Below are 24,428 nucleotides of genomic sequence, written 5' to 3'. Positions count from 1 at the left end.
TATCCTCATGGATTTACAAAGTATCAAAAACCGCTTCGGCATCATCGGTAACTCTCCGGCGCTGAACCATGCACTGAACACGGCGGCACAGGTGGCGGCCACGGATCTGACCGTATTGATCGTAGGAGAAAGCGGTGTGGGTAAAGAAGTATTCTCGCAAATTATACATGCCCTTTCAGCACGTAAACACAACCCGTTTATAGCAGTTAACTGCGGAGCTATTCCCGAAGGCACCATCGATTCTGAATTATTTGGTCATGAGAAAGGCGCGTTTACCGGTGCGGTAGACAGCCGTAAAGGATATTTTGAAACTGTGAATGGCGGTACCATTTTCATGGATGAGATCGGCGAAATGCCGCTGGGTACGCAGGCCCGTTTACTGCGGGTGCTGGAAACAGGAGAATTCATCCGAGTGGGATCATCCAAAGTACAGAAAACCGACGTACGTGTGATAGCTGCCACCAACCGCGAGTTGCTGGAGTTTACACAGAAAGGCCGTTTTCGGGAGGACCTGTATTATCGTTTAAGTACAGTGCCCATTCGTGTACCGGCACTGCGCGACAGGAAAGAAGATATCCTGCTGCTCTTCCGAAAATTTGTGGTGGATTTCTCAGAGCGGTACAAAACCACACCGGTACAACTGGACGAGGAAGCCAAAAGCCTGTTAATAAACCATAACTGGCAGGGTAATGTCCGTGAATTGAAGAACATTGCAGAACAGATATCCGTACTCAGCACCAACAGCCTGATCAGCGGAGCAGAAATGCACAGGTTCCTTCCGGATGCAACGCATAACCGTTTACCGGTGCTGGCAGGCGGTACTGCACCTGGAGAGTTTGCCAATGAACGGGAGATCCTGTACAAGCTTTTTTTCGACATGAAAAAAGATGTGACAGAACTGAAAAAAATGTTCCTGGAGATACTGCAGAACCCTTCGCTGGCAGGCACTGCAGCCAATTTCACCCGCGACTCGCTGATGAACGATTTCCATGGAAGCAATGATACTAACCAGGCGATCATGGCACCCTCACCGGCTCAGCAACCTGCCGTAAACCAGCCCTCCTTCCTGCCGGCAGGTAACCAGCAACCGGTGCTGCTGCACGATTCGGATATTCACCACCATGAAGAAGTGGAGGAATCACTGAACATTATGGACAAAGAGAAAGAACTGATCGTAAAAGCACTGAAAAAACATAAGGGCAAAAGAAGGGATGCATCACTTGACCTGGGCATCAGTGAGCGGACTTTGTATAGAAAACTGAAGGAGTATGATATTGATGAGTGAGGTTATTCAATGATAGAATGATAGAATGATAGAATGAGTGAATGATTTAATTTGGATAGGGTAAAACTTTTGATAATGTTGAAACTAAAGAATATGCGGGGGTATGTAGGTTTGATATTGGTCATTCTGGGGATGACGACGGGGTGCAGCGTGCGGTATTCGTTCCGGGATGCGGTGATACCGGCGGATGTGAAAACAGTGAAGGTTGGGTTTGTAGAGAACCGAGCCTCTTATGTGAACCCGCAGTTAAGCCAGAAATTCTTCGATAAGATACAACAGAAGATCCTTGGCGGCACCAAACTTACCCGTACCAATGACGACAATGCCGACTACGTGATCAACAGCACCATTACGCGGTACGACGCCACCCAAACCGTTGGTGTAAGCGCCCAACAGGCCACTACCAACCGTTTAACCGTTAGCCTACATGTGATCCTGAAAAAGAACAAAAGCAACGAAACCGACGAGTTTGATGTGAGCCGCAGCTTCGATTATTCGGCTAACCTGTCGCTGCAGCAGGCAGAAGCCCAGTTGCTGGATGAAGTGGTCAGGACTTTATCGGATGATATTTTTAACCGCATCTTCTCAAACTGGTAATCAAATCCTACTTTTATCTACATGAACCTGACGCAGGAAAAAGTATTGTTTCATCTTACCGGCAAACTATCGCTTGCCCAGGTAATACCTGAATTCTGGCAAAAACTGACTGCCGAAGCTCCCTATTTTGCACCGGCACATTTTTTTGCCAGTACTGCATCCGGCAATGAAAATAAGGGGATGGCCCCCGTGGCTAAGACAAACCTCTATTTTACCAATCCGCTCTGGTTGCAGTACCAGCTGGCTGGTATGCAGGCGACAACACCCAAAGAGAAAACGGAAAAAGCAGTCTCCATGGTGATCCCTTCCGTGGAAAATGTGCGGGAAATGATGCGGCAGATAGATGTAAGCATTGATAACAGTATAGAAACCGAGCCGGCCCCCGACGATTACCTGGAAGATCCCGATAATGAGGAAGCGGGTGCCGAAACGGAAAGTAAGATCGCAGGCATACTTTCTAACCAGCTGGCTGATTTTAGGAAACCGGTGGAACCCGATGCGGTGCTGGATATTGATGCAGAAAAGAAAAAACTGCATACTATCGACTATTTTGCCTCGCAGGGTATAAAAGTGGACCTGTCTGCCATCCCGCAGGATAAACTCACGGCACATTTACGAAAATTCACCGACTGGCTCAAACAGATCAAACAGGCACAGGGCACCCCCAATGACCTGGGTACCACCCTGGAAATGGAGAAAGCAGTGGCCGAAACCGCCAAAAACTCCAATGAAACCCGGGAAGTACTGACCGAAACCATGGCCGATGTACTGGAGAAACAGGGGCAGGTGGAAAAAGCCATCCAGCTCTACATTAAATTAAGTTTCATAAATCCTGAAAAATCCAGTTATTTTGCTGCCAAAATAGAACAATTAAAAGGTATATAATATGACTATTGTGTTTTTGATCCTGATTGTGATCGCTGCCGTTGCACTGGGTTTTATCGTTCTGGTACAGAACCCGAAAGGTGGTGGCTTATCCGGTAATGTTGGCGGTTTCAGCAACCAACTGATGGGTGTGAAGCAAACCACCGATGTACTGGAAAAAGGTACCTGGTTATTTTCAGGCATCATCGCTGTACTCGCCATCTTCTCTACCCTGTTCTTAAAAGGCGGTGGTTCTGATGGTGCTGACAGTTCTATCCTGCAGAAAGTAAATACCAACCAGACCGCCCCGGCTCCTGCCCCTGCTGCTGTTCCGGCCAATACCGCTACTGCAACAGATTCTGTTAAGAAATAATTTCCTGACGATATTTTACCACCCTGTCTGCACCTCAGACAGGGTTTTTTATTTAATTTGAATACATGTCAAGAGTTCTCTCCGCCCTATTGCTGGTACTGTTCATCGCCGGCGCTGTAAGTGCCTGGCTGTTACTGGGCCCCGGAACGGGCTTTTCTGAAAAAAGCCGTTATTTCATCGTGCCTGAAGGTAAGACCGATCGGACAACCGTACTGGAAGCCATGGAACAGGAACAGATCCTGGCTCACCCGGCCGTATTCAGTCTGCTGGCATCACGTATGGATGCCTGGAATAAGCTCAAACCCGGTAAGTACGAAGTAAAAAAAGGTATGAGCAGTTGGAAAATTGCCCGTATGCTGCGCAATGGACGTCTGGCAGAGCTAAAACTCGTAATCAATAAACTCAGAGTCAAAGAAGACCTGGCCCACCTGATCAGCAAAAATTTTGCACCCGACTCCGTTTCGGTGATGCGTTACCTGAACAGCAACGATTCACTGAAAAAATTTGGGGTAGATACCAGTCAACTGTTCACCCTGATTATACCCGACACTTACAGTTTTTTCTGGAATACATCCATTACCCGCATCCTGCGCAGACTGGCGGATGAACAGAAGAACTACTGGGCCAAAAATGACCGGCTGGCCAAAGCTGAAAAAATGAATTTCACGCCTGAGCAGGTGTATATACTGGCATCGATCGTGGAGGAAGAGACCAATTATGAGAGCGATAAATACAAGATCGCCAGCGTGTACATCAACCGGCTGAAAAAACAGATGCCGTTGCAGGCATGTCCCACCATCAAGTACGCGATGAAGGATTTTACGCTCACCCGGATCTACGAAAAATACCTGTTCAATCCCTCACCTTACAACACTTACCGGGTAAAAGGGTTACCTCCCGGCCCTATCTGTACGCCATCGCCGAAGACCATTGATATTGTATTGAATGCCCCGCATTCAGACTACCTGTACTTTGTGGCTAAAAGTGATTTCAGCGGTTACCATCATTTCAGCAGTAACTATGCTGAACACGACCGTTATGCCAAAGAATACCAGAAAGCACTGGATGCTTATATGGCCCGTAAACAGGAAAAAGAATCCAAAAAACCTTGACCAGATTAGAAAGGATCATATTACGCTGGCCCCCGGTGGCTTTCCTGCTGAAGAAAAGCAAGACATGGGTCATTCCCGGCTTCCAGGGTTTACCGGTATATGATGTGGTGGATTTTTTTCTGAAGCAGGTAAAACGGGTGGGACTGGATGAGCGTGCCGCCGCTATCTCCTTTAACTTGATCATGGCTTTACCGGCAGCGATCCTGTCGTTGTTCTCACTGATTCCGCTGGTTCCTGGATCGGACAATGTGCGAAGGGAGATCATGGGACTATTCAAGGATATCACCCCCAATTCCAGTACCTATCATTTCATCACCAATACCCTGAACGACCTGCTGGAAGACCAGCATATCGGTATCTTCTCTTTCGGTTTTCTTTTATTGCTGTTCTACTCATCCAATGCCATGATCGGCATTATCCGGACATTCGATAAATCCATACAGGAAAAAAAGACCGTCTTTCTTCACCAACGCTGGAGAGCCATCCGTTTAACGTTCATTTTACTGGTACTGATACTGGTATCGGCACTGGCACTGTTCCTGGGCAAACAACAGCTCAGTTATGTACTGAACCATGTGTTCAACATGCGAAGGGCAGAACGGCTTTCGTGGTGGAACGGTATACGCTGGGGGATCATCGTTTGCCTGCTGTTCTATGGTATCGCATTCATTTACAAATTTGCACCCAATATCAAAAAACGCTGGAAGATCGTATCGCCCGGATCCCTGCTGGCTACGGCCCTTACACTGGTAACCACGTTATTGTTCTCCTACTGGGTCAACAATTTTGCCAGTTACAATAAGATCTATGGCTCTATCGGAACCGTGCTGATCATCATGGTGCTGGTGTACATCAACTCCCTGATCCTGCTGATCGGATTCGAACTGAATGTCAGCATTACCTACCTAATCAAAGCTGCAGAAGAAAGAAAAAAAGTGGAGCAGGACAAGAAAAAACAGGCGGCCCCCTAAAACAAATCACCAGAAAACTCAGGACGATTTATGGATTCTGTGCCCACCGGCATCTCATTATAGCATAACCAAAACCTGCTATATGAATATGCATCCATTCATTCGCACAGTAGTTATCGTTGGCGTTATTTTCCTGATCACCTATGCTTTTGCAGATGGTGTGCACTACGGAAGCAGTTGGGGTGTAGTAATGGCCCTGGGGAGCATGATCAGTTTTGCCTATTCCCTGCACCTGATACAAAAGTTGCAGCGGGAGGAAGAAACAGAACAGTACTGATCATTGCACCAATTGTGCTAATTCCTGTAATAGCTTGGGTTCTGGCAATTGCTGGTTAAAGAACCGGCGGTATTTTGTTTGGTTGTTCACCATCAGTGTTACCGGTATGGTACCCTCCCACTGTTTGTCTATTTTAGGGCCATAAGATGCCGCATCCGTTTCATTCAGCCAGACGATCTGCGAGCGGTAGCCGTTTTTCCTGGCAAAACTGCTGATGCCTGCAGGGTACTCATCCGGGAAATCGAGGCTCACGAGCAGCAGTTTTACTTTTTTGTCCGCAAAAGCAGCTACCTGTTTTTCGAACCAGGGGATCTCCCGTACACAGGGCCCGCACCAGGTGGCCCAGAAATTCACCACCAGTGGCACTGAACTGGTATCGATCATTTTCTGTAGCTGGTCAATCTTCAGCTTTTTGATGGATTGCGCAGATACCAACTGGCAGGATAAAAGGATGATTCCGGCGAACAATATTTTTTTCATATACCTGTTTTATTGATCGGTTTCCAGAAAACCCCAATCTTTCATCAGGGATTCCCTTCTTTGAGCAGATAAAGAGGGGCTATCATAATGTCCCGCAACGTTTTTCTGGCGGAAAGCTTCGTAAATACTAACTGCACAGGCCACAGAAATGTTCAGGCTTTGTATGATACCCACCTGGGGAATGATGAAATTACCATCGGCCATCGCCCTGATCTCCTCACTCACCCCCTCGTGTTCGTTACCGAATACCAGGGCGGTGGGTTTGGTGAAATCGATCTCGTAGAGGCCTACCGAATCAGTAGCCAGGTGTGTGGTCAGTATCTGGGTATAGTGTTTGCGTAATTCAGCAAAACATTCAACCGCAGCGGTATGCTGGTGTATGGTCAGCCATTTGGCGGCACTGCTGCTGCTTTTGGCCCCGAATTTCTTGTGCGGCCGGATCCGGGTAGTAAGCACATAAATATCCTGTATCCCCACCGCCTCACAGGTGCGCATGACGGCTGATATGTTATGGGGATCGTTTACATTCTCCATTACCACGGTCAGATCAGCCTGACGTTTGCCGAGTACCTGTAACAGTTTGGCGCTTCTTTCCGGTGTCATAAGCATTTGATAAGGCAACGAAATTCGCCAAGAGACACCAGAAAACAAAAAAAGCATGAAACAGGGTTTCATGCTTTTGTCAAAAAGGTTATCAGCCTCTGCCGTGACGGCCACGGTCATGACCATTGCCCCATCCATTACCTCTGCCGCGTTCAAAACGGTCGTCATCATCACGTCCGCCTCTGCGGTCATCGTCGCGGTCGCGGTAATACGCTCTGCTACCACTGTTATAACGATCTATTTCATATCGGTTATAAGGATATGCGGGCCGGGGCGCATAGATCACCTGGCGACGGTAGTTATTATAGTAATCGCTATAACGGCTTCTGTACATATCGCAGTGCAGGTATGGTCTTGGTTCATTGATCACCACTTTGTACCCACGGTACAGGTCATAGCTACGATACATATAGGGCAGTTCAGCGGCAAACACCCAGTTACCTCCATTGAAGTAGATGAACTGACCTCGGGGAATATCATAATAGGTATCGATCTCTGGCAGATAATAATAATCACCGGCATAAGTACCGGGTAATCCCCAGGCGGGTCTGGCTCCGATATTGACGTTCAGATTGACACGCACCTGTGCTTCTGTTTGTTTTGCTACAAGAAAGGCACCAACGATCAGGGATGTGAGTAGTAACTTTTTCATGGTACTGAGTTTTATACCATGTATAAGCCAAAGCCAATGCCAGAAACAGATTAGATTGTTAGAATTCTGTTAAGGTGCAATAAGCACCCTCTGCAACTATCCGCTTTACAATAAAGTAATTCCCATGCCGGGCTGGTTGCTGATGGATACTTTACCGAAGTTGAACTGAATTCCGCTGGCAGCATCTTCTGCCAGCAACAAAGGTCCATCCATATCCACCTGATCAATCTGTGGCAGGAAATGGGCAATGGCCGCAGAGCCAATGGTACATTCATTCATGCTACCCATCATCACTTTCAGGTTCAGCTCCCTTGCTTTCCGTATCATACGCAGTGCGGGTGTGATACCGCTGCACTTAGTGAGTTTGATATTGATGCCATGAAAATGCCCGTGACATTTTTCTACGTCCTGTTCAAATACACAGCTTTCGTCGGCATACAAAGGCAGCGGTGATTTTTCAAAAAGGATCTTCATGCCGTCCCAATCATTCTTGGCCAGTGGCTGTTCAATGAATTCAACACCGAGCCTGGCCAGTTGTGGAATTTTTTCCAGTGCTTCGTCCACCGTCCAGCCTGCATTGGCATCGATGCGGAATGCGGCATCGGTATGTTTCCGTAACGCTTCCATGATCTGGATGTCTTCAGTTGTACCAAGTTTGATCTTGTAAACCGGCCAGGGTTTGGCCTGCATTTTGGCAACCATCTTATCAATGGTATCGATACCGATGGTATAATCGGTTATGGGTGTGTTCTCCCAGCGTGTATGCCAGATTTCGTAAAGAGGTTTCCCCTTCATTTTTCCATATAGGTCCCAGCCGGCCATATCCAGCGCACAGACCAGGAAAGGATTATCCGGGAACAGGTGATGCAGGTAATGCCAGTAACGCTCCGGTTCGGTAAAAGCGAATTTCTCCACCAGGTCTCTCTTCGATTCCAGGTCAGCAATCATCTTTTCCACGGTAACATCATAATACACAATAGCAGGAGCTTCCCCCACACCCACAAACGGCCCTAATGCAAGTGCCACTACCAGTGCGGGCTGGTGTGTTTTGGTACGTCCATTCGAAATGGTAAAAGGGTATTGGAAAGGGAGGTTCTGCTGACGATAACTAAGTTTCATATATCTCTCCAATACCTTCAGTGGCATTGGGAGTTGCAAATATACCGAAAGAACAGACGAAGGGAATGATGAATATTGAACAGATGAGCAAGGAACAGACGAAGGGAATATTGAACGCTGAAGTGGAGACTTTGGCGTTTTTTTGAACCGAAGAACAGATGAACCTGAATGAGGGCAGACAGGTATTGAAATACGGATAATCTCTGCGAAACTCACCGCTCTCTCCGGCTCTGCGGTGAATAAAATATCAGGCTAAAATTAAACGAACAACCCCTTTCCTGCTACAATCTTGAACAGCCATAAAAAAACGTTGGCCTGTTCCTTATTTCTTGTTCCTTGTTTCTCGTTCCTTGTTCATCTGTTCATCTGCTCAATATTCACCATTCCCATTCCCTTTCCCTATCTTCCGCTGGCGGCGATAGCTGCTTTCAGGTCGGTATTAAAATGCTGGGCCTGCAACAGGTCCTCGATGCCGATATGCATCCGGTATTGCCAGTAATGTTTCGGGTTGGCAGGGATATTAATGCGTTCCTCGTTCGGGTTTTCACGGCGGATACGCTCGTCCATACCCAGCAGGTCCTGCAGCTGGAATACGGCCCACATAGCCGGTGAATACAGGTGCTGTAATACAATGGCCTTATTGATCCAGGCTTCGCAATAAGCCGGAGCATCGCCCCACTGTCCCAGCACATGGTTATAAAAACGTTGTATACGTTCCTTGTCCTCCTCCCACCAGCCCCGCACCGTACTCATGTCATGGGTAGAGGGGGTCACCACACTCAGGTAAGGCGCATCATTGGGATGGAAAAACTCCCTGCTGGGATCTTTGGGCATACGCTGTATCTCCAGGCTCAGGAGCCCCAATTGCCGCATCACTTCCGGTACACAACCGGGAACCAGTCCCAGGTCTTCTCCACAAACCAGCATATTCGTCACTCTTTTCAGAGCAGGCAGTTTCTGTAAAGCTTCTTTCATCCAGAAATCGTCCTGGCGACGGAAATAATAATCCACATACAATCCGCGCAGTTGCTGTTGTGTGTTCCATTCCAGGTTCCGGAAAGAAGACGTATTTTCCATACCAAAACGGAAATGGAACTGCTGGCCGGAGCTACCGGCTTCTTCAAACAGGATCACATTACTGATGAGGTTGTACAGCCCCTGTTTGATCTTCTGGTGCTGCTCATCCTGATCCAGGCCTGCAAAATGCTGCTCTACCTGTCGCTGTGTGCTGTATTCTGGTTTCAGGGAATAAGTTCCTCCGCCCTCGTGTTTCAGAAACAGGCTTTTCACCAGTTCATTATCGTAACCAAAAACTTCCCATAATACCGATTCTGTAATGAAGGGCCGGGTATAACGGCCATGATCGAACCAGATACCCTGGCTGTTGAATTCATTAATATGCACCGGTATTGCCGGAACAAAATGTCCCATAATACCTTCTACCGCATGCATGGGAATACTCCAGATACGGAAGAAGCCAAGAATATGATCGATACGGAAAGCGTCGAAATAGTCGCTCATCTGTTCAAAGCGCTGTTTCCACCACGAAAAACCATCCTCGCGCATACGTTGCCAGTTGTATGTAGGAAAACCCCAGTTCTGACCGGTAATGGCAAAATCATCCGGCGGTGCACCTGCCTGGAAATCGAGATGGTACAGTTCCGGGTTCTGCCAGGCATCTGCCCCATGCCGGTAAACTCCGATAGCGATATCTCCTTTAACGATAATGCCATTGGCATGTGCGTATGCAGTCACTTCCTGTAACTGCACATGTAACTGGTACTGGATAAAATAATGAAGGGCGATCTCGCCGTATGCTTTTGATTGCTTTCCGGCCAGTTTCGCGATCTCTGCTGCATTGAATTTTCGGAAAGCAGGCCATTTGCTGAAGTCCACCGTACCATATTGGTCGCGCAGGTAACAGAAAGCAGCATACGGAACCAGCCAATGACGGTTACGTTCAAAATAAACCGCGAATTCCTGGCTCTGCAGAACTGCATCGCCGGTTTCTGCATATGCTTCTTTGATGAACGCCCATTTCAGGGTATTCACTGCTTCATAATCCACTGCAGGCAGGGCATTCAGCCGCAGCCTTTCTTTCTCCAACTGCTGCAAACGTTTGCGGCCAGCTACCCCGGAAATCTTCTCCAGATTCAGGTACATAGGATGCAATGCAAAAGCGGATATGGCTGCATAGGGATAAGAATCTGTCCAGCTATGCGTGGCTGTGGTATCATTGACCGGCAACAGCTGGATCATTTGTAAACCTACCTGTTTGGCCCAGTCAACCAGCAAATGCATATCCGTAAACTCGCCAACGCCAAAACTTTCTTTACTACGCAGGCTGAATACCGGTATGGCCATACCGGCGCCCTTCCAGGTGTTGTTGGGCAACACCGCAAAACCATCGTTCACCAGCGTTAACCTGCCTGGTTTACCCAGGTCGAACAGCACCCGGTTGTTCCCATCTTCGTAACGCAGGAACTGCCGGTTGTTGATATCGTATACGCCGTATTTATAGGCCACCGGAAAGGATTCATCGGAAAGATCCAGTGAAATACTGTAAAAATCCTCTCCTGCTCCCCTGCTCATCAATACAGGTGCTACTGTATCCCAATTGCCAAGACTGTTACAGCTTCCCAGTACACAAAGGGATTGTCCTTTGGCAAGCAAAGGCGTTTTCACCCTCAGTATATGCGTAGGATTTCTTGGCGCAGTAACGATAACAGCTGTATGATTTGCCTTTAACAAAACTTCTGCAAACGGCTCCGTGTAGAAACTGTTCTCATAATAGCCGGCGAAATTCCAGGAATCAGTGATCAGTAATTCAGATGCATTGATACGGGTAAGATGAATGGTCTTATCTTGTCCCCAGTCATAATTCACTACCCCATCTGCATTGCGCAGGATATAATGATAGGTGATTTCCTGGTCAAACAGGTCCTTCGCTGAAAGTTCCAGCACCAGGTACCAGTATTCGTCATTGAAATATTGCAGGGGTACTGCTTTTTCTTCTTCTCCATTTCCCAGCAAGGGGTGATTGCCCAGGATATAAAGCGACTGCCCGAATGTTGTATGGAAACGGATCTGGAAGATAATCCTCTGCAAAACGTTTGTAGCGGACTTTTTCCGGCTTGTTTTTTTAGCCGTTTGTGCGGTTGCCCGTGGTGCAACAGCTTTCGGGGTAGTATTGCCTGTCTTGGCTACTGTTGCACGACCTGCAACCGGTTTTGCACCAGTAACTTTTACCTTAGCAGCAGCTGCTTTTTTTTCTACAGTTGGTTTAGGAGTGCTGGTGCTTTTGGCAGTAGCTGTTTTTTTTGCCAACGGTTTCTTACTACCGGCAACGGTAACGTTCGTTTTCTTTGCTGCGGGTATAGGTGTACCCGTTGTTTTCTCAATGGCCAATTGTCGAAAGTTTTGAACTGCTAATGTAACGAACTAATGTGTAAATAAAACACGACTGTTGAAGAAAAATAAAAGGGCTAAAGTATAGCGAATTGAGTACCAATGTCATTCAGGAAGAACGCAGCAGATCTGCTCCTTTTTCGCCAATCATCATGACCGCCGCATTGGTATTGCCTGATATAATGGTAGGCATAATAGAAGCATCTATCACTCTCAGGCCTTTAACACCATGCACCCGAAGTTGGTCATCTACCACAGACAGCTGGTCGCTCCCCATTTTACAGGTTCCTACAGGATGGTACAAGGTTTCCAGGCTTCGGTCCATATGTGCCAGCAGGGTTTCGTCATCCAGCTCTTTAGGAAAACTGATACCATCTGTGAGATAGCCGCTGAAAGCCGGGCTCTGCATGACTCCAATAGCTTTTTTCAATCCTGCCAGCAGTGTCTGCCTGTCACGGGGCGCCGATAACACCTGCGGCTGTATTACCGGTGGATCTTGGGGTTTGGAACTTTTCAGTCCTACATATCCCCTGCTTTCCGGACGGATCAGGATGGCCATGATGCTGAACCCGTCCCGTGTAGAAAATGTACGGATATCATAGATATCGGTACTGTAATCATCCTTGATTCCCAGCGGTACAAAATGAAACTGGATATCCGGTCGCAACAGGGAAGGGTCTGTTTTGATAAAAGCATTGGCTTCGAGTGGACTATTACTGAGAGGGCCTTTTTTCAACAACAGATGCTGCAATACCGCCTTTGTCATGTTCAGCGGCCTGAGCAACGAATTGCCCGTAGGAAGATTGGCCAGGCCTGAGACACCTGTCCATACATGGTCCTGCAGGTTTTTACCCACACCGGGTAGTGGCACTTTGATATCCAGCCCCTGTTTACTGAGCTCAGCAGGATCCCCGATTCCTGACAGCATCAGCAGGTGCGGCGATTGGATGGCCCCTGCCGAAAGGATCACTTCCTGACTGCAATTGATCCTTTCAGCATCCGAATGCGATGTGATCACTTCCACGCCCACTGCCCTGCCATCTTCGATGAGGATGGAACGGACATGCGTGTTCGTTCGTATAGTGAGGTTGGGCCTACGTTTTGCAGGTTTCAAAAAAGCATCGGCCGTACTGTGCCGCTGGTTCTTTTTGATGGTGAACTGCAGCATACTGGCCCCCAGCTGTTCTGCGCCATTATAATCCGGATTATGCGGAATGCCAGCTTCGGCACAGGCATCCAGGAATACGGAACCCAACACACTGGGTTCTTGCGCAAAAGTCACATTCAAAGGCCCTCCTTCCCCATGATACGGTTCGCCTAACTGTTCGTTGTTCTCCGATCTTTTGAAATATGGCAATACAGATTCATAATCCCATCCCTGGTTGCCCAGTGCGGCCCATTCATTAAAATCCTCCGCGTTGCCTCGTACATAGGCCATGGCATTGGTAGCACTGCTGCCACCCAATGTTTTTCCCCTGGGTATATAGAGTCGGCGATTACCGATCTGCGACTGTGGTTCAGTCCAGAACGACCAGTCCACCGAAGTCCGGTTCAGTTTCGTATACGCACCCGGAATATGTATCTCAGGTTTAGTATCGGGAGCCCCGGCTTCGAGCAACAGTACCCGGCAGGCAGGATCCTCCGATAAACGGCTGGCCAGTACACAACCGGCTGAACCCGCACCTATGATGATGTAGTCATACGCCATACTTTAAATATAAAACAAAAGAATCATAGCTACGATTCCTGACAGGGCTTCACGAAATGATAACAGCTCCCGGAATTCCCATACGATTAATCCGTAACTTACCTGAGAGCCTCCTATATTTGCAATACTAACAATTGTTCGTATATGAATCTTGCGCAGAACCGTAATGAAGACTGGATGAAAATGGCCGTTAGTCAGACCCAGCAGTATTATGAAAAGATAAAACTGGGGGGTGGCAAAAAAGCGATAGAAAAACAAAGGGAACGGAACAAACTCACCGCACGTGAACGGATCGATTATCTATGCGACAAAGACCAGCCTTTCCTGGAGATCGGAGCCTTTGCCGGCTTCGAGATGTACGAAGAACAGGGCGGTTGTGCGGCTGGCGGCACAGTAGCCGGTTTAGGTTATGTAAGTGGTCGCCAGTGTGTGATCTTAGCCAATGACCAGACCGTAAAAGCCGGAGCCTGGTTCCCCATAACGGGCAAAAAAAACCTGCGCTTGCAGGAGATCGCTATGGAGAACAGGTTGCCAGTGATCTACCTGGTAGACAGTGCCGGTGTATTCCTGCCCATGCAGGACGAGATCTTTCCGGATAAGGAACATTTTGGACGTGTCTTTCGTAACAATGCCCGGATGAGTGCAATGGGCATTACCCAGATCGCCGCGGTGATGGGCGCCTGTGTGGCAGGCGGTGCTTACTTACCCATCATGAGTGATGAGACCCTGATGGTGGAGGGCAACGGCAGCATTTTCCTGGCCGGCCCCTACCTGGTAAAAGCCGCCATTGGCGAAGAGACCGATAACGAAACATTAGGAGGTGCTGTTACCCATACCGAGATCAGCGGCATTGCAGATTATAAATGCAAGACAGAACAGGAATGCCTGGACCATGTCAAACAGATCATGAGTAAACTGGGCGCACCCGTCCAAGCCGGGTTCAACAGAATTACACCCGCCCCCCCAAAAAAAGAGATGAACGGGATCTACAGCATCATGCCCGAAGGAAACCAGAAGCCATATGATATGCTGGAGATCATTGAACGGATCGTTGATGACAGTATTTTTGAACAGTTCAAAGCCGACTATGGAAAAACTATTCTCTGCGGTTATGCACGTATAGAAGGCTGGGCCGTAGGCATTGTGGCCAACCAGCGATTGATCAGCCGGAACAAAAAAGGCGAAATGCAGATTGGAGGTGTGATTTATAACGATAGTGCCGATAAAGCTGCACGTTTCATCATGAACTGTAACCAGAAAAAAATACCACTGGTATTCCTGCAGGACGTGACCGGTTTCATGGTAGGCAGCCGTAGCGAGCACAGCGGCATCATTAAAGATGGTGCCAAACTGGTGAATGCTGTGGCCAATTCCGTAGTACCCAAGATCACCATCATCATCGGCAATAGTTATGGAGCAGGTAATTATGCCATGTGTGGCAAAGCCTACGATCCCCGTTTCATTTACGCATGGCCTTCAGCAAAAATTGCTGTGATGGGTGGAGAACAGGCAGCCAAAACCTTATTGCAGATACAGGTAGCCAACCTGAAAGCACAGGGTAAAGAAGTAAGCGCTGAAGTAGAGAAAGAATTACTCGATCGCATCAAAGCCAGTTATGAGAAACAGACTTCGCCCTATTATGCCGCAGCACGTTTATGGGTGGATGCCATCATCGACCCCATAGATACCCGGAAAACGATCGCCGAAAGCATCGCAGCTGCCAACCAGAACCCGGAGATAGAAGTATTCAAGACGGGAGTGTTACAGGTTTAATGAGTGAATGATAGCATGATAGAATGATAGAATGTCTGGCCGTTCATCAAGAATTGGGGGGTAGAACCGTTGCCATTTCCGTTACTTTGCCGTTCAGAAAAAAACACACTATGTCCTATCCTATTTATACAGTTGATGCGTTTACAGACCATGTATTTGGTGGTAATCCTGCAGCTGTCTGCCCTTTAGCAGAATGGCTGCCTGCAGAAACCATGCAGCGACTGGCCAATGAGAACAATTTATCCGAAACGGCTTTTTTTGTGAAGAAAGCCGATGGCAGTTATGATATCCGCTGGTTTACCCCGGAACTGGAAATAGACCTGGCGGGACATCCTACCCTGGCTTCAGCCCATATCATCTTCAACGAGATCGGGCACGAATCTGATACCATCCACTTCCACTGCAAAAGCGGTGAGTTGACCGTTGTGAAAAAAGGGGATCTCCTGCAAATGAATTTTCCTGCCCGTATGCCTGTGGCCTGTACCCCTCCGGCAGAACTGCTGAAGGGTTTCAACATCCAACCGGCAGAAGTACTTCGCTCCAGGGATTATTTCCTGGTATATAACAGCGAAGAAGAGATCAAACAACTGGTACCTGATTTCTCACAACTGAACCAGGTAGAAACACTGGGCGTGATCGTTACCGCAAAAGGGCAGAAAGTGGATTTCGTTTCCCGTTTTTTTGTACCCAATTCCGTGATCGGCGAAGACCCTGTTACCGGTTCGGCACACGCTACCCTGATCCCATACTGGGCACAACAACTGAACAAGCAGGACCTGGTGGCCGTTCAACTCTCCAAAAGAAAAGGACATCTCTGGTGCAGTGCTTTAGGCGACCGGGTAACCATTGCCGGCCAGGCGATCCTCTATATGAAGGGTGAGTACTTTATAAAGTGAGTCGTCGAGCAGCAGTGGTGAATGGACAATGGTCAATTGTGAATGGGCAATAAAATTACCCGCTACTGCCCACTGACCACTCACTACTAGCTACCTGATAGCGAGTAAGGCCGGCGTGGTGAGTGGGCAGTAAATTACTGACTACTCCCTACTCCCTACTCACTACTCACTACTCACCACTCACCACTCACCACTCACCACTCACCACTGCCCAATCCCACTCAGGAATTCCTATATTTACACCCATTCCAACACCCATTGACAATTGCCCATTCACAATTCACTGCCCCGGCCAGCGGAACGGCTGTTGCAGTGAGTGACACAACGAAGATGAGTACAGAACAGAAAGGACACCAACTGATTATATATACCGATGGCGCATCGCGCGGAAACCCTGGTCCGGGAGGATACGGGGTTGTTCTTTTATGGGGCGATAAACGCAAAGAACTTTCCGGCGGTTACCGCCTTACTACCAATAACCGGATGGAATTGATGGCCGTGATTGTTGCACTGGAATCACTTACCAAGAAACACATCCCCGTTACCATTTATACCGACAGTCAGTATGTAGTGAACACGGTTGAAAAAAAATGGCTCGACAACTGGATCCGAACCGATTTTAAGGGTGGTAAAAAAAACCGCGACCTGTGGATGCATTACCATGAACTGTCCAAACATTTCAGGATCCGTTTTCACTGGGTGAAAGGCCATGCCAGCAACGCTATGAACAACCGTTGCGATGAACTGGCCACGGCTGCTGCAGATGGCAAACATTTACTGGTTGACAAAGGATACGAAACAGAAAACACATGATACAGCAGGCACATACCCTCTGCAGCTGGAGTGGTGGTAAAGACAGCTGTTTTGCACTCATGCAGTCCATAGCGCAAAGCTACCGACCGCAGGTGTTACTGAATGTGCTGAATGAAGAAGGCCGGATATCCCGAAGCCATGGTATCCCTGCCGACATTCTGCAGGCACAGGCTGCAGCCATGCAACTACCCATACACCTGATCAGCAGCAGCTGGCAGGAATATGAAACGAAATTTATCAGTGCACTACAACAACTGACCCAACAATATACCCTGACCCATGCGGTGTTTGGCGATATTGACCTGCAGGCGCACCGCGACTGGGAAGAGAAAGTATGTGCGCAAGCAGGCCTGACAGCCCTGTTACCCCTCTGGCAGCAGAACAGAAAAACATTGGTATACCAGATGCTGGATTCAGGCATAGAAACCATGATTGTAAGCTGCAATACCATCATGGGCGAGCGGTTCCTCGGCAAAATACTTACATTCGAATTGGTGTTAGAACTGGAATCCTTAGGGGTGGATGTATGCGGTGAGAACGGAGAGTTTCATACACTGGTGTTGCATTGCCCCTTATTCAACAAAGCCCTGAAAATAAAGACCGGAAAGAAATTACTGCATAACGGATACTGGTTCACCGAACTGTCTCTGGCCTGAATGATCAGGAAACAAAACAAAGAAACCCTTCTTTCGGGAAGGGTTTCTTGTTAAATGCTATTGAATGAATTAAGCCAGTTTCTCCTGGGCTAAATAATTTTTGGCAAGATAATAGGTTCCGAACAGTACCGCAGAGAATACAACGGTAGCCATCAGGCTGTTTCCATAAAAAGGCAAAGCATCGCCGTAGGTCAGAATCAGGCCCTGGAAGGTTTTAGGACGGTTCAGGCCAAAACCACGATCGCTGGCCCAAACCAGGAAATTGGATACCAGGAAATAAGTTGTTGGTGCCGCCAAAGCAGCTACTACCACATTGCTGACACGGTTTTTCCTGATCAGGAATCCAAAGCTGGTGATACCGGCAAAGAGCAGGTAATTCACCCATTGCCCATCATAGAAGCCCATGATATTGCTCATGCCATTGATATATAACATCTGGTACAAGAGGTCAGACAGGAACATGGATAAGAGTGGTAAAGCAAAAGCCCATTTTTTATCCGCAACAAACAGGGCGCCACTGAACAGGCCGATGGCGATCTGGGGTGCAAAACCCATGGGGCGGTTAGGCATAATACGGTATACAGCACTTACCAGTACCATCAATACAAGCGAAAGAATAAGTGAACGGTTTATTTTCATCTGGTCATTAGTTTCAACACAAAAATAGGCCTTCTGGCGATTATGAACGGTGCATTTTTCCTCATACTGTGTATAAGCTTCAGGAAACCGGAACAAAGGCCTTGAACAGCGTACAATGCCCCGAAGCCTCAATGGTATAGGGCTCATTGGCAAACACTACAAAAACTTCACCCCTTTTCAGTGCCAGACTATTGTTTACCACAGCACCCCCTTCGGTAACCACCCATATTTCTAATGAAGAGGCTTTGCTGCTGTATGCAAGGGTAGCGGTAAGGTCGATCCTGGCAATCCCGAAATCGGGTACCGGACAGGGGTATACCCGCTCGCCGGGCAATACCTGGTTACCGGGCATCACCTGTGGCTGAACAGTTTCGAAAATGGTAAGTTTCATCAGCTCGGGAACATCGATATGTTTATCAGTGAGTCCGGCCCTCAGTACATTATCGCTATTGGCCATCAGCTCGATACATTGACCTTCCATGTACGCATGCGGAACGCCGGCTCCCTGGAATACGGCTTCTCCCGGGTTCACTTTTACAATATTGAAAAGATACAGGGAGAATACGGCACGGTCAATATCCCCGATCTCGGTCCTGCCTTCATACAGTTTGGCCACCCACCATCCGGGCTGTTCCCGGGTAAGCAGGCCTTCTTTTTTCTTCCGGATCTCTCTTTTAATCAGGTTGGCCAGCAGTGCATTGACTTCCGGTTGCTGCATCTCCATTACAAAACGATACAACTCTTTCAATCCCTCCTTTCGGAAATAAGGAAGCAGTACATTGAACTCAGGAACTTCTTCCAGCGTTTTTTCGATGGCAGCAATGGACGTAAACCCATGCAATAACCAGAACTCACTTAATGCCACCATTATTTCCGGTTTATGGTTCCTGTCTTTGTAGTTGCGATAAGGAGCATTGATCGGAATGCCTTCCGCTTCTTCCCTGTCGAAACCTTTTTCGGCCTCTTCCTTGGAGGGATGTACCTGTATGGAAAGCATCTTGCTCACATCCAGCACTTTGAACAGGTAAGGCAACTCGCCAAAACGGTTATATACTTTTTCCGATAACACGGATTCGGGGTTTTCCTTGCAAACAGTATAGAGCGAACGGTCACCATCCCGCATCAGCAGGTCGGCCGGCGCCGAAGGGTGTGCTCCCATCCAATATTCTGCAAATGGCTGATGCTCAGTGTTATTAAGTCCCAGGAATTGAGGTAAAAATGTAAGCCCGCCCCAGGCATACTGCCTGGTCCTGCCTTTTAATTTATAGATTCTTTCCACGGTGCTGATTAGGTATTAATTACGCGTATTTTCCTATAACGCTGAAATGCGGGGGTTCTTGTATCATGTGCTAATTTTAACGTTTACCAACGTACATGAGTCAGAACCAGCAAAAAGGCAACCAGGGCGAGTCATTCGCTGCCGCTTACCTGGAGAAATCAGGCTATACCTTACTGGAACGGAACTGGCGTTTCCGGCACTGGGAAGTAGATATTATTGCCTCGAAAAACGGCTTCCTGCATTTTATTGAAGTAAAAACAAGACATTCTCTCCGCTACGGCCGGCCGGAAGAAAGTATCACCCGCGACAAAATGAACCATCTCCGTAACGCCGCCGAAGAATATCAATATCTGCACTCTGAATGGAAATATATCCAGTTCGACGTAATGGCCATCACCCTGGTAAACGAAGAGATCAAAGAGATCTTCCTGATTGAAGACGTCTATTTCTAAGTAAAAATTCAAAATTCAAAAAGGGCGCTATTTTGCCTTTTTAATTTTGAATTTTGACTTTTTAATTATTTAATCCCTCTTTCCATCATTTTCTCCACCATCTTATACGTGGCAGGACAGTACTCGATATTCTGCTGGTGTACATGGATGTATTCCACCATTTTCTTTTTCTTCAGATGAGGGAATCCGGCACAGTCTTCGGGGCGCACTTCGTAGATGCTGCACATATTGTTTTCCAGGTTCAGGAACTGGCAGGGCTGTTTCACATTCACCCAGTCGCCGGCCTCCTTATCAAACTCCAGCCATTTTTCTTTGAACTCTTTCGGACTCATGTCAAAATGGGCCGCAATGCGTTTGATGTCTTTATTGGTGAAAGTAGGTGTCATGCTTTTGCAGCAATTGGCACAGCTCAAACAATCCACTTCCTGCCATACTTCCGCATCGATCTGTTCGGCGATCTTATCGAGATGGCGTGGCGGGTTCTTTTCGATCTTTCCTAAATAACGTTTAAATGCTTTCTGGTTATGGCGTACTTTTTGTTTGAAGGAACGGAGATTGACTTGCATTATGATTACGGATTGTCGAATTACAAATGGTGAATTAGGGGGTCGCTGTTAAAATTTAGAACCGGCAATATCGAATAACCTAACTTCAATTCCAAAAACAGTTTTATGCGGCCACTGCGGCATCAAATCTATCCATCCGCAAATCCGTTAATGCGTTAAGTCATGTGGGAAGTCTATAAGAAAGGATACAAAGCCTGGCTACGGCTGGAGAAATCACTGAGTGACCATTCCGTGGAAGCCTACCTGCGTGATGTGAACAAACTCACCGACTACCTGCAATCGCTACAGAAAACGGTGGCGCCTGCCGATCTTACCCTGAAAGACCTGCAGGCATTCATCCGGTGGATTGGTGAACTGGAGCTTACAGCCACATCGCAGGCCCGGATTATTTCTGGTATCCGGAGTTTTTACCGGTATTGCCTGATAGAACAGCTTTCAACAACCGACCCCTCTACCCTGCTGGAAGCGCCAAAAACAAGCAGGAAATTACCAGACGTACTGAGCTTCGAAGAGATCGAGTCCGTAATCGCGCAGCTCGACCAAAGCACCCCCGAAGGCGGCAGGAACAAAGCCATCCTGGAAACCATGTACAGTTGCGGCTTACGGGTAAGCGAAGTAGTGAATCTGAAAATATCCTGCCTCTACCTGGATGTCGGTTTCATCCGCGTCATTGGTAAAGGTGATAAGGAACGGCTGGTACCCATCGGCAGGGAGGCAAGCAAATATATCCGGATCTATAAAGAAGATATCCGTGTACACCAGACGGTAAAACCCGGTTTTGAGGATATTCTTTTCCTCAACAAACACGGCAGGAATCTGAGCCGCGTCATGATCTTTTATATCATACGCGATCTGGCCCGGAAAGCGGGTATCACCAAACAAATCTCACCGCATACTTTCCGGCATTCCTTTGCCACCCACCTGGTAGAAGGTGGGGCCGACCTGCGTGCCGTTCAGGAAATGCTGGGACATGAAAGCATCACCACCACCGAGATATACACCCACCTGGACCGGGATTTCCTGCGCGATACCCTGCAACGTTTCCATCCCGCTTACCGCGGACCGGAATAGCAACTCAGAATGGCCGCGAAAGAAAACAACACCTTCAGTCATAGCTTTACAAACCTTAACATTTGTCCCTGTTTGCTACTACCCAAAATCACTTATGTTTGTCACATCAAAATAAACAAGTATGAAAAAAATCATCCTGATCGCTGCGCTTGCATGCAGTGTTTCCAGCTTTGCACAGGTTAGAATGCCTGCTCCGAGTCCTGCACAGAAACTGACACAGGAATTTGGTTTGGGAACCATTGAAGTGAATTACTCCCGTCCCGCACTGAAGGGCCGCAGCCTGTTCAAAGACAACAGTGACCTGGCCCCGCTGGGTAAAATGTGGCGTACCGGCGCCAACGCTGCCACCCGAATCAGCTTTACAGACAGGGTAATGATGGGTGGAAAATTATTAGATACCGGCGCTTATGTACTTTACACCATCCCCGGAAAAGAATACTGGGAGATTATCATCAACAAAGGCCTGAAAAATTCAGGGCTGGACGGATACAAGGAAAGTGAAGATGTGAACCGCTTCAAAGTGAAAGCAGAGAAGAACGGTGTATCCGTAGAAACCTTCACCATCCAGTTCGACAATGTCCTGGCTGAAAGCTGCAACCTGCAGATCATGTGGGGTACTACACTGGTGAATATTCCCATCAGCGTAAACGTAAAAGACCGTATCCGTGCACAGGTAGAAAAAGCGCTGACTGCCGAAACACCTAACCCGGGTGCTTACCAGGCTGCTGCCAATTTTTATTACGAGTGGGATAAGGACCTGAACAAAGCCCTGGTGAATGCCACCAAAGCCACACAGGCGAGTCCAAAAGCTTTCTGGCTCTTCCTGTTACAGGCAAGGATCCAACAGGGTCTGGGAGACAAGACCGCTGCCAAAGCCAGTGCTGAAAAATGTATCGAACTGGCCCAGGAAGCCAAGAACGACGATTACGTAAGGATGGCTACCGACCTGATCAAAAAATTATAGATAATACCTTTTGATATTACACAAAATAAAGAGCGGTTCCGGTACATGCCGGAACCGCTCTTTATTTATACAACATTCATTTCTCAGATGGTGATCTCGATCCTGTTCCCTTCCGGATCCAGCACTGCACTTTCGTAATAACCATCACCAGTGGTACGCGGCTCCCCTACAATACGGAGACCTTCTTTCCGCAATTGTTCGGTAATCGCATTAACGGCCTCTTCTGAACCCACCGATACCGCAAAATGTATCAGGCCGGAACATTGTGCCAGCACATCATTCAAATTATCCGGTATACCAGGCATCTGCATCAGTTCCAGCCTGGGTCCTTTCTCGAAACTGAGAAAATAGGAACTGAACCGGTTCCGTGGATTATGGTACCGGTCATTGGACTGGGCGTTAAAATACCTCGTATAAAAATCTTTCATTGCCTCCAGGTCTTTGCACCAGATGGCCAGGTGTTCGATATACATAAGCTGGTATTGTTTGGTTAAAAGAACAAAGAATCTTCCTGCCGTGCAAGCCGTTTATAAAAAAGCCCTCCGGAGAGGGCTTGTATTTTCAGTCGCTACTGTTGGTTTATTTTGCTTCAGCCATATCTGGGATCTTCTCCACTTTATAAGCGCCTGCATCCAGCTTGGCTTTGGTTTCGCTGAACGCTTTGAGCGTTTCTTCAATATCCGCATCTGTATGGGCTGCCGTAGGGATCAGTCGGTAAATGATATGCCCCTTCGGAATCACCGGATACACCACGATGGAACAGAAGATCCGGTAATTCTCACGCAGGTCCATCACCATGGCTGTGGCTTCCTCCACACCGCCTTTCATGTATACCGGTGTTACCATTGTGTTGGTATTACCGATATCAAAACCTTTTTCTTTCAGTCCGGCCTGCAGCTTCAGTGCATTCTTCCACAGGCGTTCTTTCAGTTCGGGTTGTGTTTGCAGCAGTTCCAGTCTTTTCAGGTTTCCAATCACGATCGGCATCGGTAAACTTTTGGCGAAGATCTGTGAGCGGATGTTATAACGGATATAATCAATGATGGCTTTATCTCCTGCCATAAAAGCGCCGATAGATGCCATGGACTTGGCGAAAGTGGAGAAATACAGATCGATCCCATCCTGGCAACCCTGCTCCTCACCTGCTCCGGCACCAGTTTTACCCAGGGTACCAAAACCATGGGCATCATCCACCAGTAAACGAAATTCGAATTTCTTCTTCAGTTCAACGATCTCTTTCAATTTACCCTGGTCACCGGCCATACCAAACACACCTTCTGTGATCACCAGAATACCGCCAGTCTTTTGTTTCTCGATCAGAGCCGTGGCTCTTTCCATCTGCTTCTCAAAATCTTCCACATCATTGTGCTTGAACACATAACGGTGACCGGGATGCAAACGCAGGCCATCAATGATACAGGCATGGCTTTCCGCATCGTATACGATTACATCGTGACGGCCACAGATGGCATCAATGGCACTCATGATACCCTGGTAACCAAAGTTCATGAGTATGGCGTCTTCCTTCTTCTCAAAGGCAGCCAGTTCTTTTTCCAACTGTTCATGGTAATTACTGTTTCCACTCATCATACGCGCACCCATCGGTAAGGCCAGGCCGAATTTAGCGGCAGCTTCCGCATCGGTCTTTCGGATCTCGGGGTGATTGGCCAGTCCCAGGTAGTTATTCAGACTCCAAACGATCATTTCTTTTCCGCGGAATATCATTCGGTTACCGATCTCTCCTTCCAGTTTGGGAAAAGCAAAATATCCATGTGCTCTCTCACGGTGCTGACCCAGCGGACCGTAATTCTTTAACAGTTTTTCAAAGATGTCTGCCATATTATCAAATCGTTACTTTGGTGAAAAATCG

Annotated in this window: 25 protein-coding genes; 14 read left to right on the top strand and 11 right to left on the bottom strand. The window is 47.8% G+C overall.

Annotation, left to right across the window (positions count from 1 at the left end; genetic code table 11):
* Positions 1-7 precede the first annotated feature (7 nt).
* The 7 genes from ACH3Y6_RS09510 (at position 8) to ACH3Y6_RS09480 (ending at position 5,479) form a co-directional block, all read left to right on the top strand.
* On the top strand, positions 8-1,285 hold the full coding sequence (locus ACH3Y6_RS09510; RefSeq protein WP_490835369.1) for a sigma-54 interaction domain-containing protein: 1,278 nt from the start codon (positions 8-10) through the stop codon (positions 1,283-1,285).
* A gap of 75 nt (positions 1,286-1,360) precedes the next feature.
* Positions 1,361-1,882, top strand: a complete 522-nt coding sequence (lptE, locus tag ACH3Y6_RS09505) for an LPS assembly lipoprotein LptE (RefSeq protein WP_490835368.1) — start codon at positions 1,361-1,363, stop codon at positions 1,880-1,882.
* A 21-nt stretch (positions 1,883-1,903) separates the two neighbouring features.
* Positions 1,904-2,767 (top strand): hypothetical protein, encoded by an 864-nt coding sequence (locus ACH3Y6_RS09500; protein WP_490835367.1) that lies wholly within the window; start codon positions 1,904-1,906, stop codon positions 2,765-2,767.
* Position 2,768: 1 nt separating this feature from the next.
* Complete coding sequence (gene secG, locus ACH3Y6_RS09495; protein ID WP_490835366.1) at positions 2,769-3,119, top strand: preprotein translocase subunit SecG; 351 nt, start codon at positions 2,769-2,771, stop codon at positions 3,117-3,119.
* Positions 3,120-3,184: 65 nt separating this feature from the next.
* Positions 3,185-4,231 carry an endolytic transglycosylase MltG gene (gene mltG / locus ACH3Y6_RS09490; RefSeq protein WP_490835365.1) on the top strand — a complete coding sequence of 349 codons (1,047 nt, stop codon included), beginning with the start codon at positions 3,185-3,187 and terminating at the stop codon, positions 4,229-4,231.
* Positions 4,228-5,202 carry a YihY/virulence factor BrkB family protein gene (locus tag ACH3Y6_RS09485; RefSeq protein WP_490835364.1) on the top strand — a complete coding sequence of 325 codons (975 nt, stop codon included), beginning with the start codon at positions 4,228-4,230 and terminating at the stop codon, positions 5,200-5,202. Before mltG ends, ACH3Y6_RS09485 begins: the two co-directional genes overlap by 4 nt.
* Positions 5,203-5,290: 88 nt before the next feature.
* Positions 5,291-5,479: a hypothetical protein gene (locus ACH3Y6_RS09480; RefSeq protein ID WP_490835363.1), complete on the top strand. Its 189-nt coding sequence runs from the start codon at positions 5,291-5,293 to the stop codon at positions 5,477-5,479.
* Here ACH3Y6_RS09480 and ACH3Y6_RS09475 read toward each other — a convergent pair whose 3' ends face one another.
* The 6 genes from ACH3Y6_RS09475 to ACH3Y6_RS09450 form a co-directional block, all read right to left on the bottom strand.
* Complete coding sequence (locus ACH3Y6_RS09475) at positions 5,480-5,959, bottom strand: TlpA disulfide reductase family protein (RefSeq protein WP_490835362.1); 480 nt, start codon at positions 5,957-5,959, stop codon at positions 5,480-5,482.
* Positions 5,960-5,968: 9 nt separating this feature from the next.
* On the bottom strand, positions 5,969-6,562 hold the full coding sequence (locus ACH3Y6_RS09470; RefSeq protein WP_490835361.1) for a TrmH family RNA methyltransferase: 594 nt from the start codon (positions 6,560-6,562) through the stop codon (positions 5,969-5,971).
* Positions 6,563-6,653: 91 nt separating this feature from the next.
* Complete coding sequence (locus ACH3Y6_RS09465) at positions 6,654-7,214, bottom strand: hypothetical protein (protein WP_490835360.1); 561 nt, start codon at positions 7,212-7,214, stop codon at positions 6,654-6,656.
* A gap of 105 nt (positions 7,215-7,319) precedes the next feature.
* Complete coding sequence (locus tag ACH3Y6_RS09460) at positions 7,320-8,333, bottom strand: dipeptide epimerase (protein ID WP_490835359.1); 1,014 nt, start codon at positions 8,331-8,333, stop codon at positions 7,320-7,322.
* A 399-nt stretch (positions 8,334-8,732) separates the two neighbouring features.
* Complete coding sequence (locus ACH3Y6_RS09455; RefSeq protein ID WP_490835358.1) at positions 8,733-11,741, bottom strand: 4-alpha-glucanotransferase; 3,009 nt, start codon at positions 11,739-11,741, stop codon at positions 8,733-8,735.
* A 109-nt stretch (positions 11,742-11,850) separates the two neighbouring features.
* Positions 11,851-13,449: a GMC family oxidoreductase gene (locus ACH3Y6_RS09450; RefSeq protein WP_490835357.1), complete on the bottom strand. Its 1,599-nt coding sequence runs from the start codon at positions 13,447-13,449 to the stop codon at positions 11,851-11,853.
* A gap of 144 nt (positions 13,450-13,593) precedes the next feature.
* Between ACH3Y6_RS09450 and ACH3Y6_RS09445 the strand changes: the two genes are divergently transcribed.
* The 4 genes from ACH3Y6_RS09445 (at position 13,594) to ACH3Y6_RS09430 (ending at position 17,587) form a co-directional block, all read left to right on the top strand.
* Positions 13,594-15,222 carry an acyl-CoA carboxylase subunit beta gene (locus ACH3Y6_RS09445; protein WP_490835356.1) on the top strand — a complete coding sequence of 543 codons (1,629 nt, stop codon included), beginning with the start codon at positions 13,594-13,596 and terminating at the stop codon, positions 15,220-15,222.
* A gap of 110 nt (positions 15,223-15,332) precedes the next feature.
* Positions 15,333-16,118, top strand: coding sequence for a PhzF family phenazine biosynthesis protein (locus ACH3Y6_RS09440; RefSeq protein ID WP_490835355.1), 786 nt, complete (start codon positions 15,333-15,335; stop codon positions 16,116-16,118).
* A 330-nt stretch (positions 16,119-16,448) separates the two neighbouring features.
* A complete protein-coding gene (rnhA, locus tag ACH3Y6_RS09435; protein WP_490835354.1) occupies positions 16,449-16,931 on the top strand; it encodes a ribonuclease HI in 483 nt (160 codons plus the stop codon).
* Positions 16,928-17,587 (top strand): Dph6-related ATP pyrophosphatase, encoded by a 660-nt coding sequence (locus tag ACH3Y6_RS09430; RefSeq protein WP_490835353.1) that lies wholly within the window; start codon positions 16,928-16,930, stop codon positions 17,585-17,587. Before rnhA ends, ACH3Y6_RS09430 begins: the two co-directional genes overlap by 4 nt.
* Before the next feature lie 69 nt (positions 17,588-17,656).
* Here the strand turns inward: ACH3Y6_RS09430 and ACH3Y6_RS09425 are convergent, their stop codons facing one another.
* Together ACH3Y6_RS09425 and manA are read right to left on the bottom strand one after the other, a co-directional pair.
* Positions 17,657-18,226 (bottom strand): DUF6580 family putative transport protein, encoded by a 570-nt coding sequence (locus ACH3Y6_RS09425; protein ID WP_490835352.1) that lies wholly within the window; start codon positions 18,224-18,226, stop codon positions 17,657-17,659.
* A 79-nt stretch (positions 18,227-18,305) separates the two neighbouring features.
* Positions 18,306-19,505: a mannose-6-phosphate isomerase, class I gene (gene manA / locus ACH3Y6_RS09420; protein ID WP_490835351.1), complete on the bottom strand. Its 1,200-nt coding sequence runs from the start codon at positions 19,503-19,505 to the stop codon at positions 18,306-18,308.
* A 95-nt stretch (positions 19,506-19,600) separates the two neighbouring features.
* Here manA and ACH3Y6_RS09415 point away from each other — a divergent pair, with 95 nt between their 5' ends.
* Complete coding sequence (locus ACH3Y6_RS09415) at positions 19,601-19,957, top strand: YraN family protein (RefSeq protein ID WP_490835350.1); 357 nt, start codon at positions 19,601-19,603, stop codon at positions 19,955-19,957.
* A 65-nt stretch (positions 19,958-20,022) separates the two neighbouring features.
* Here the strand turns inward: ACH3Y6_RS09415 and ACH3Y6_RS09410 are convergent, their stop codons facing one another.
* Positions 20,023-20,523, bottom strand: a complete 501-nt coding sequence (locus ACH3Y6_RS09410; protein ID WP_490835349.1) for a YkgJ family cysteine cluster protein — start codon at positions 20,521-20,523, stop codon at positions 20,023-20,025.
* 162 nt (positions 20,524-20,685) lie between these two features.
* Here ACH3Y6_RS09410 and xerD point away from each other — a divergent pair, with 162 nt between their 5' ends.
* Positions 20,686-21,594: a site-specific tyrosine recombinase XerD gene (gene xerD, locus ACH3Y6_RS09405; protein ID WP_490835348.1), complete on the top strand. Its 909-nt coding sequence runs from the start codon at positions 20,686-20,688 to the stop codon at positions 21,592-21,594.
* Positions 21,595-21,715: 121 nt separating this feature from the next.
* Positions 21,716-22,558 carry a DUF2911 domain-containing protein gene (locus ACH3Y6_RS09400; protein ID WP_490835347.1) on the top strand — a complete coding sequence of 281 codons (843 nt, stop codon included), beginning with the start codon at positions 21,716-21,718 and terminating at the stop codon, positions 22,556-22,558.
* 83 nt (positions 22,559-22,641) lie between these two features.
* Here ACH3Y6_RS09400 and ACH3Y6_RS09395 read toward each other — a convergent pair whose 3' ends face one another.
* Positions 22,642-23,031, bottom strand: a complete 390-nt coding sequence (locus ACH3Y6_RS09395; protein ID WP_490835346.1) for a VOC family protein — start codon at positions 23,029-23,031, stop codon at positions 22,642-22,644.
* Between the two features lie 106 nt (positions 23,032-23,137).
* A complete protein-coding gene (locus tag ACH3Y6_RS09390; protein WP_490835345.1) occupies positions 23,138-24,397 on the bottom strand; it encodes an aminotransferase class I/II-fold pyridoxal phosphate-dependent enzyme in 1,260 nt (419 codons plus the stop codon).
* Between the last annotated feature and the right edge of the window lie 31 nt (positions 24,398-24,428).

Source organism: Sediminibacterium sp. FW305-C-269 (assembly GCF_058231045.1).
The sequence above is the reverse complement of the archived record's forward strand: the minus strand, read 5'-3'. Positions and strand labels throughout refer to the sequence as shown.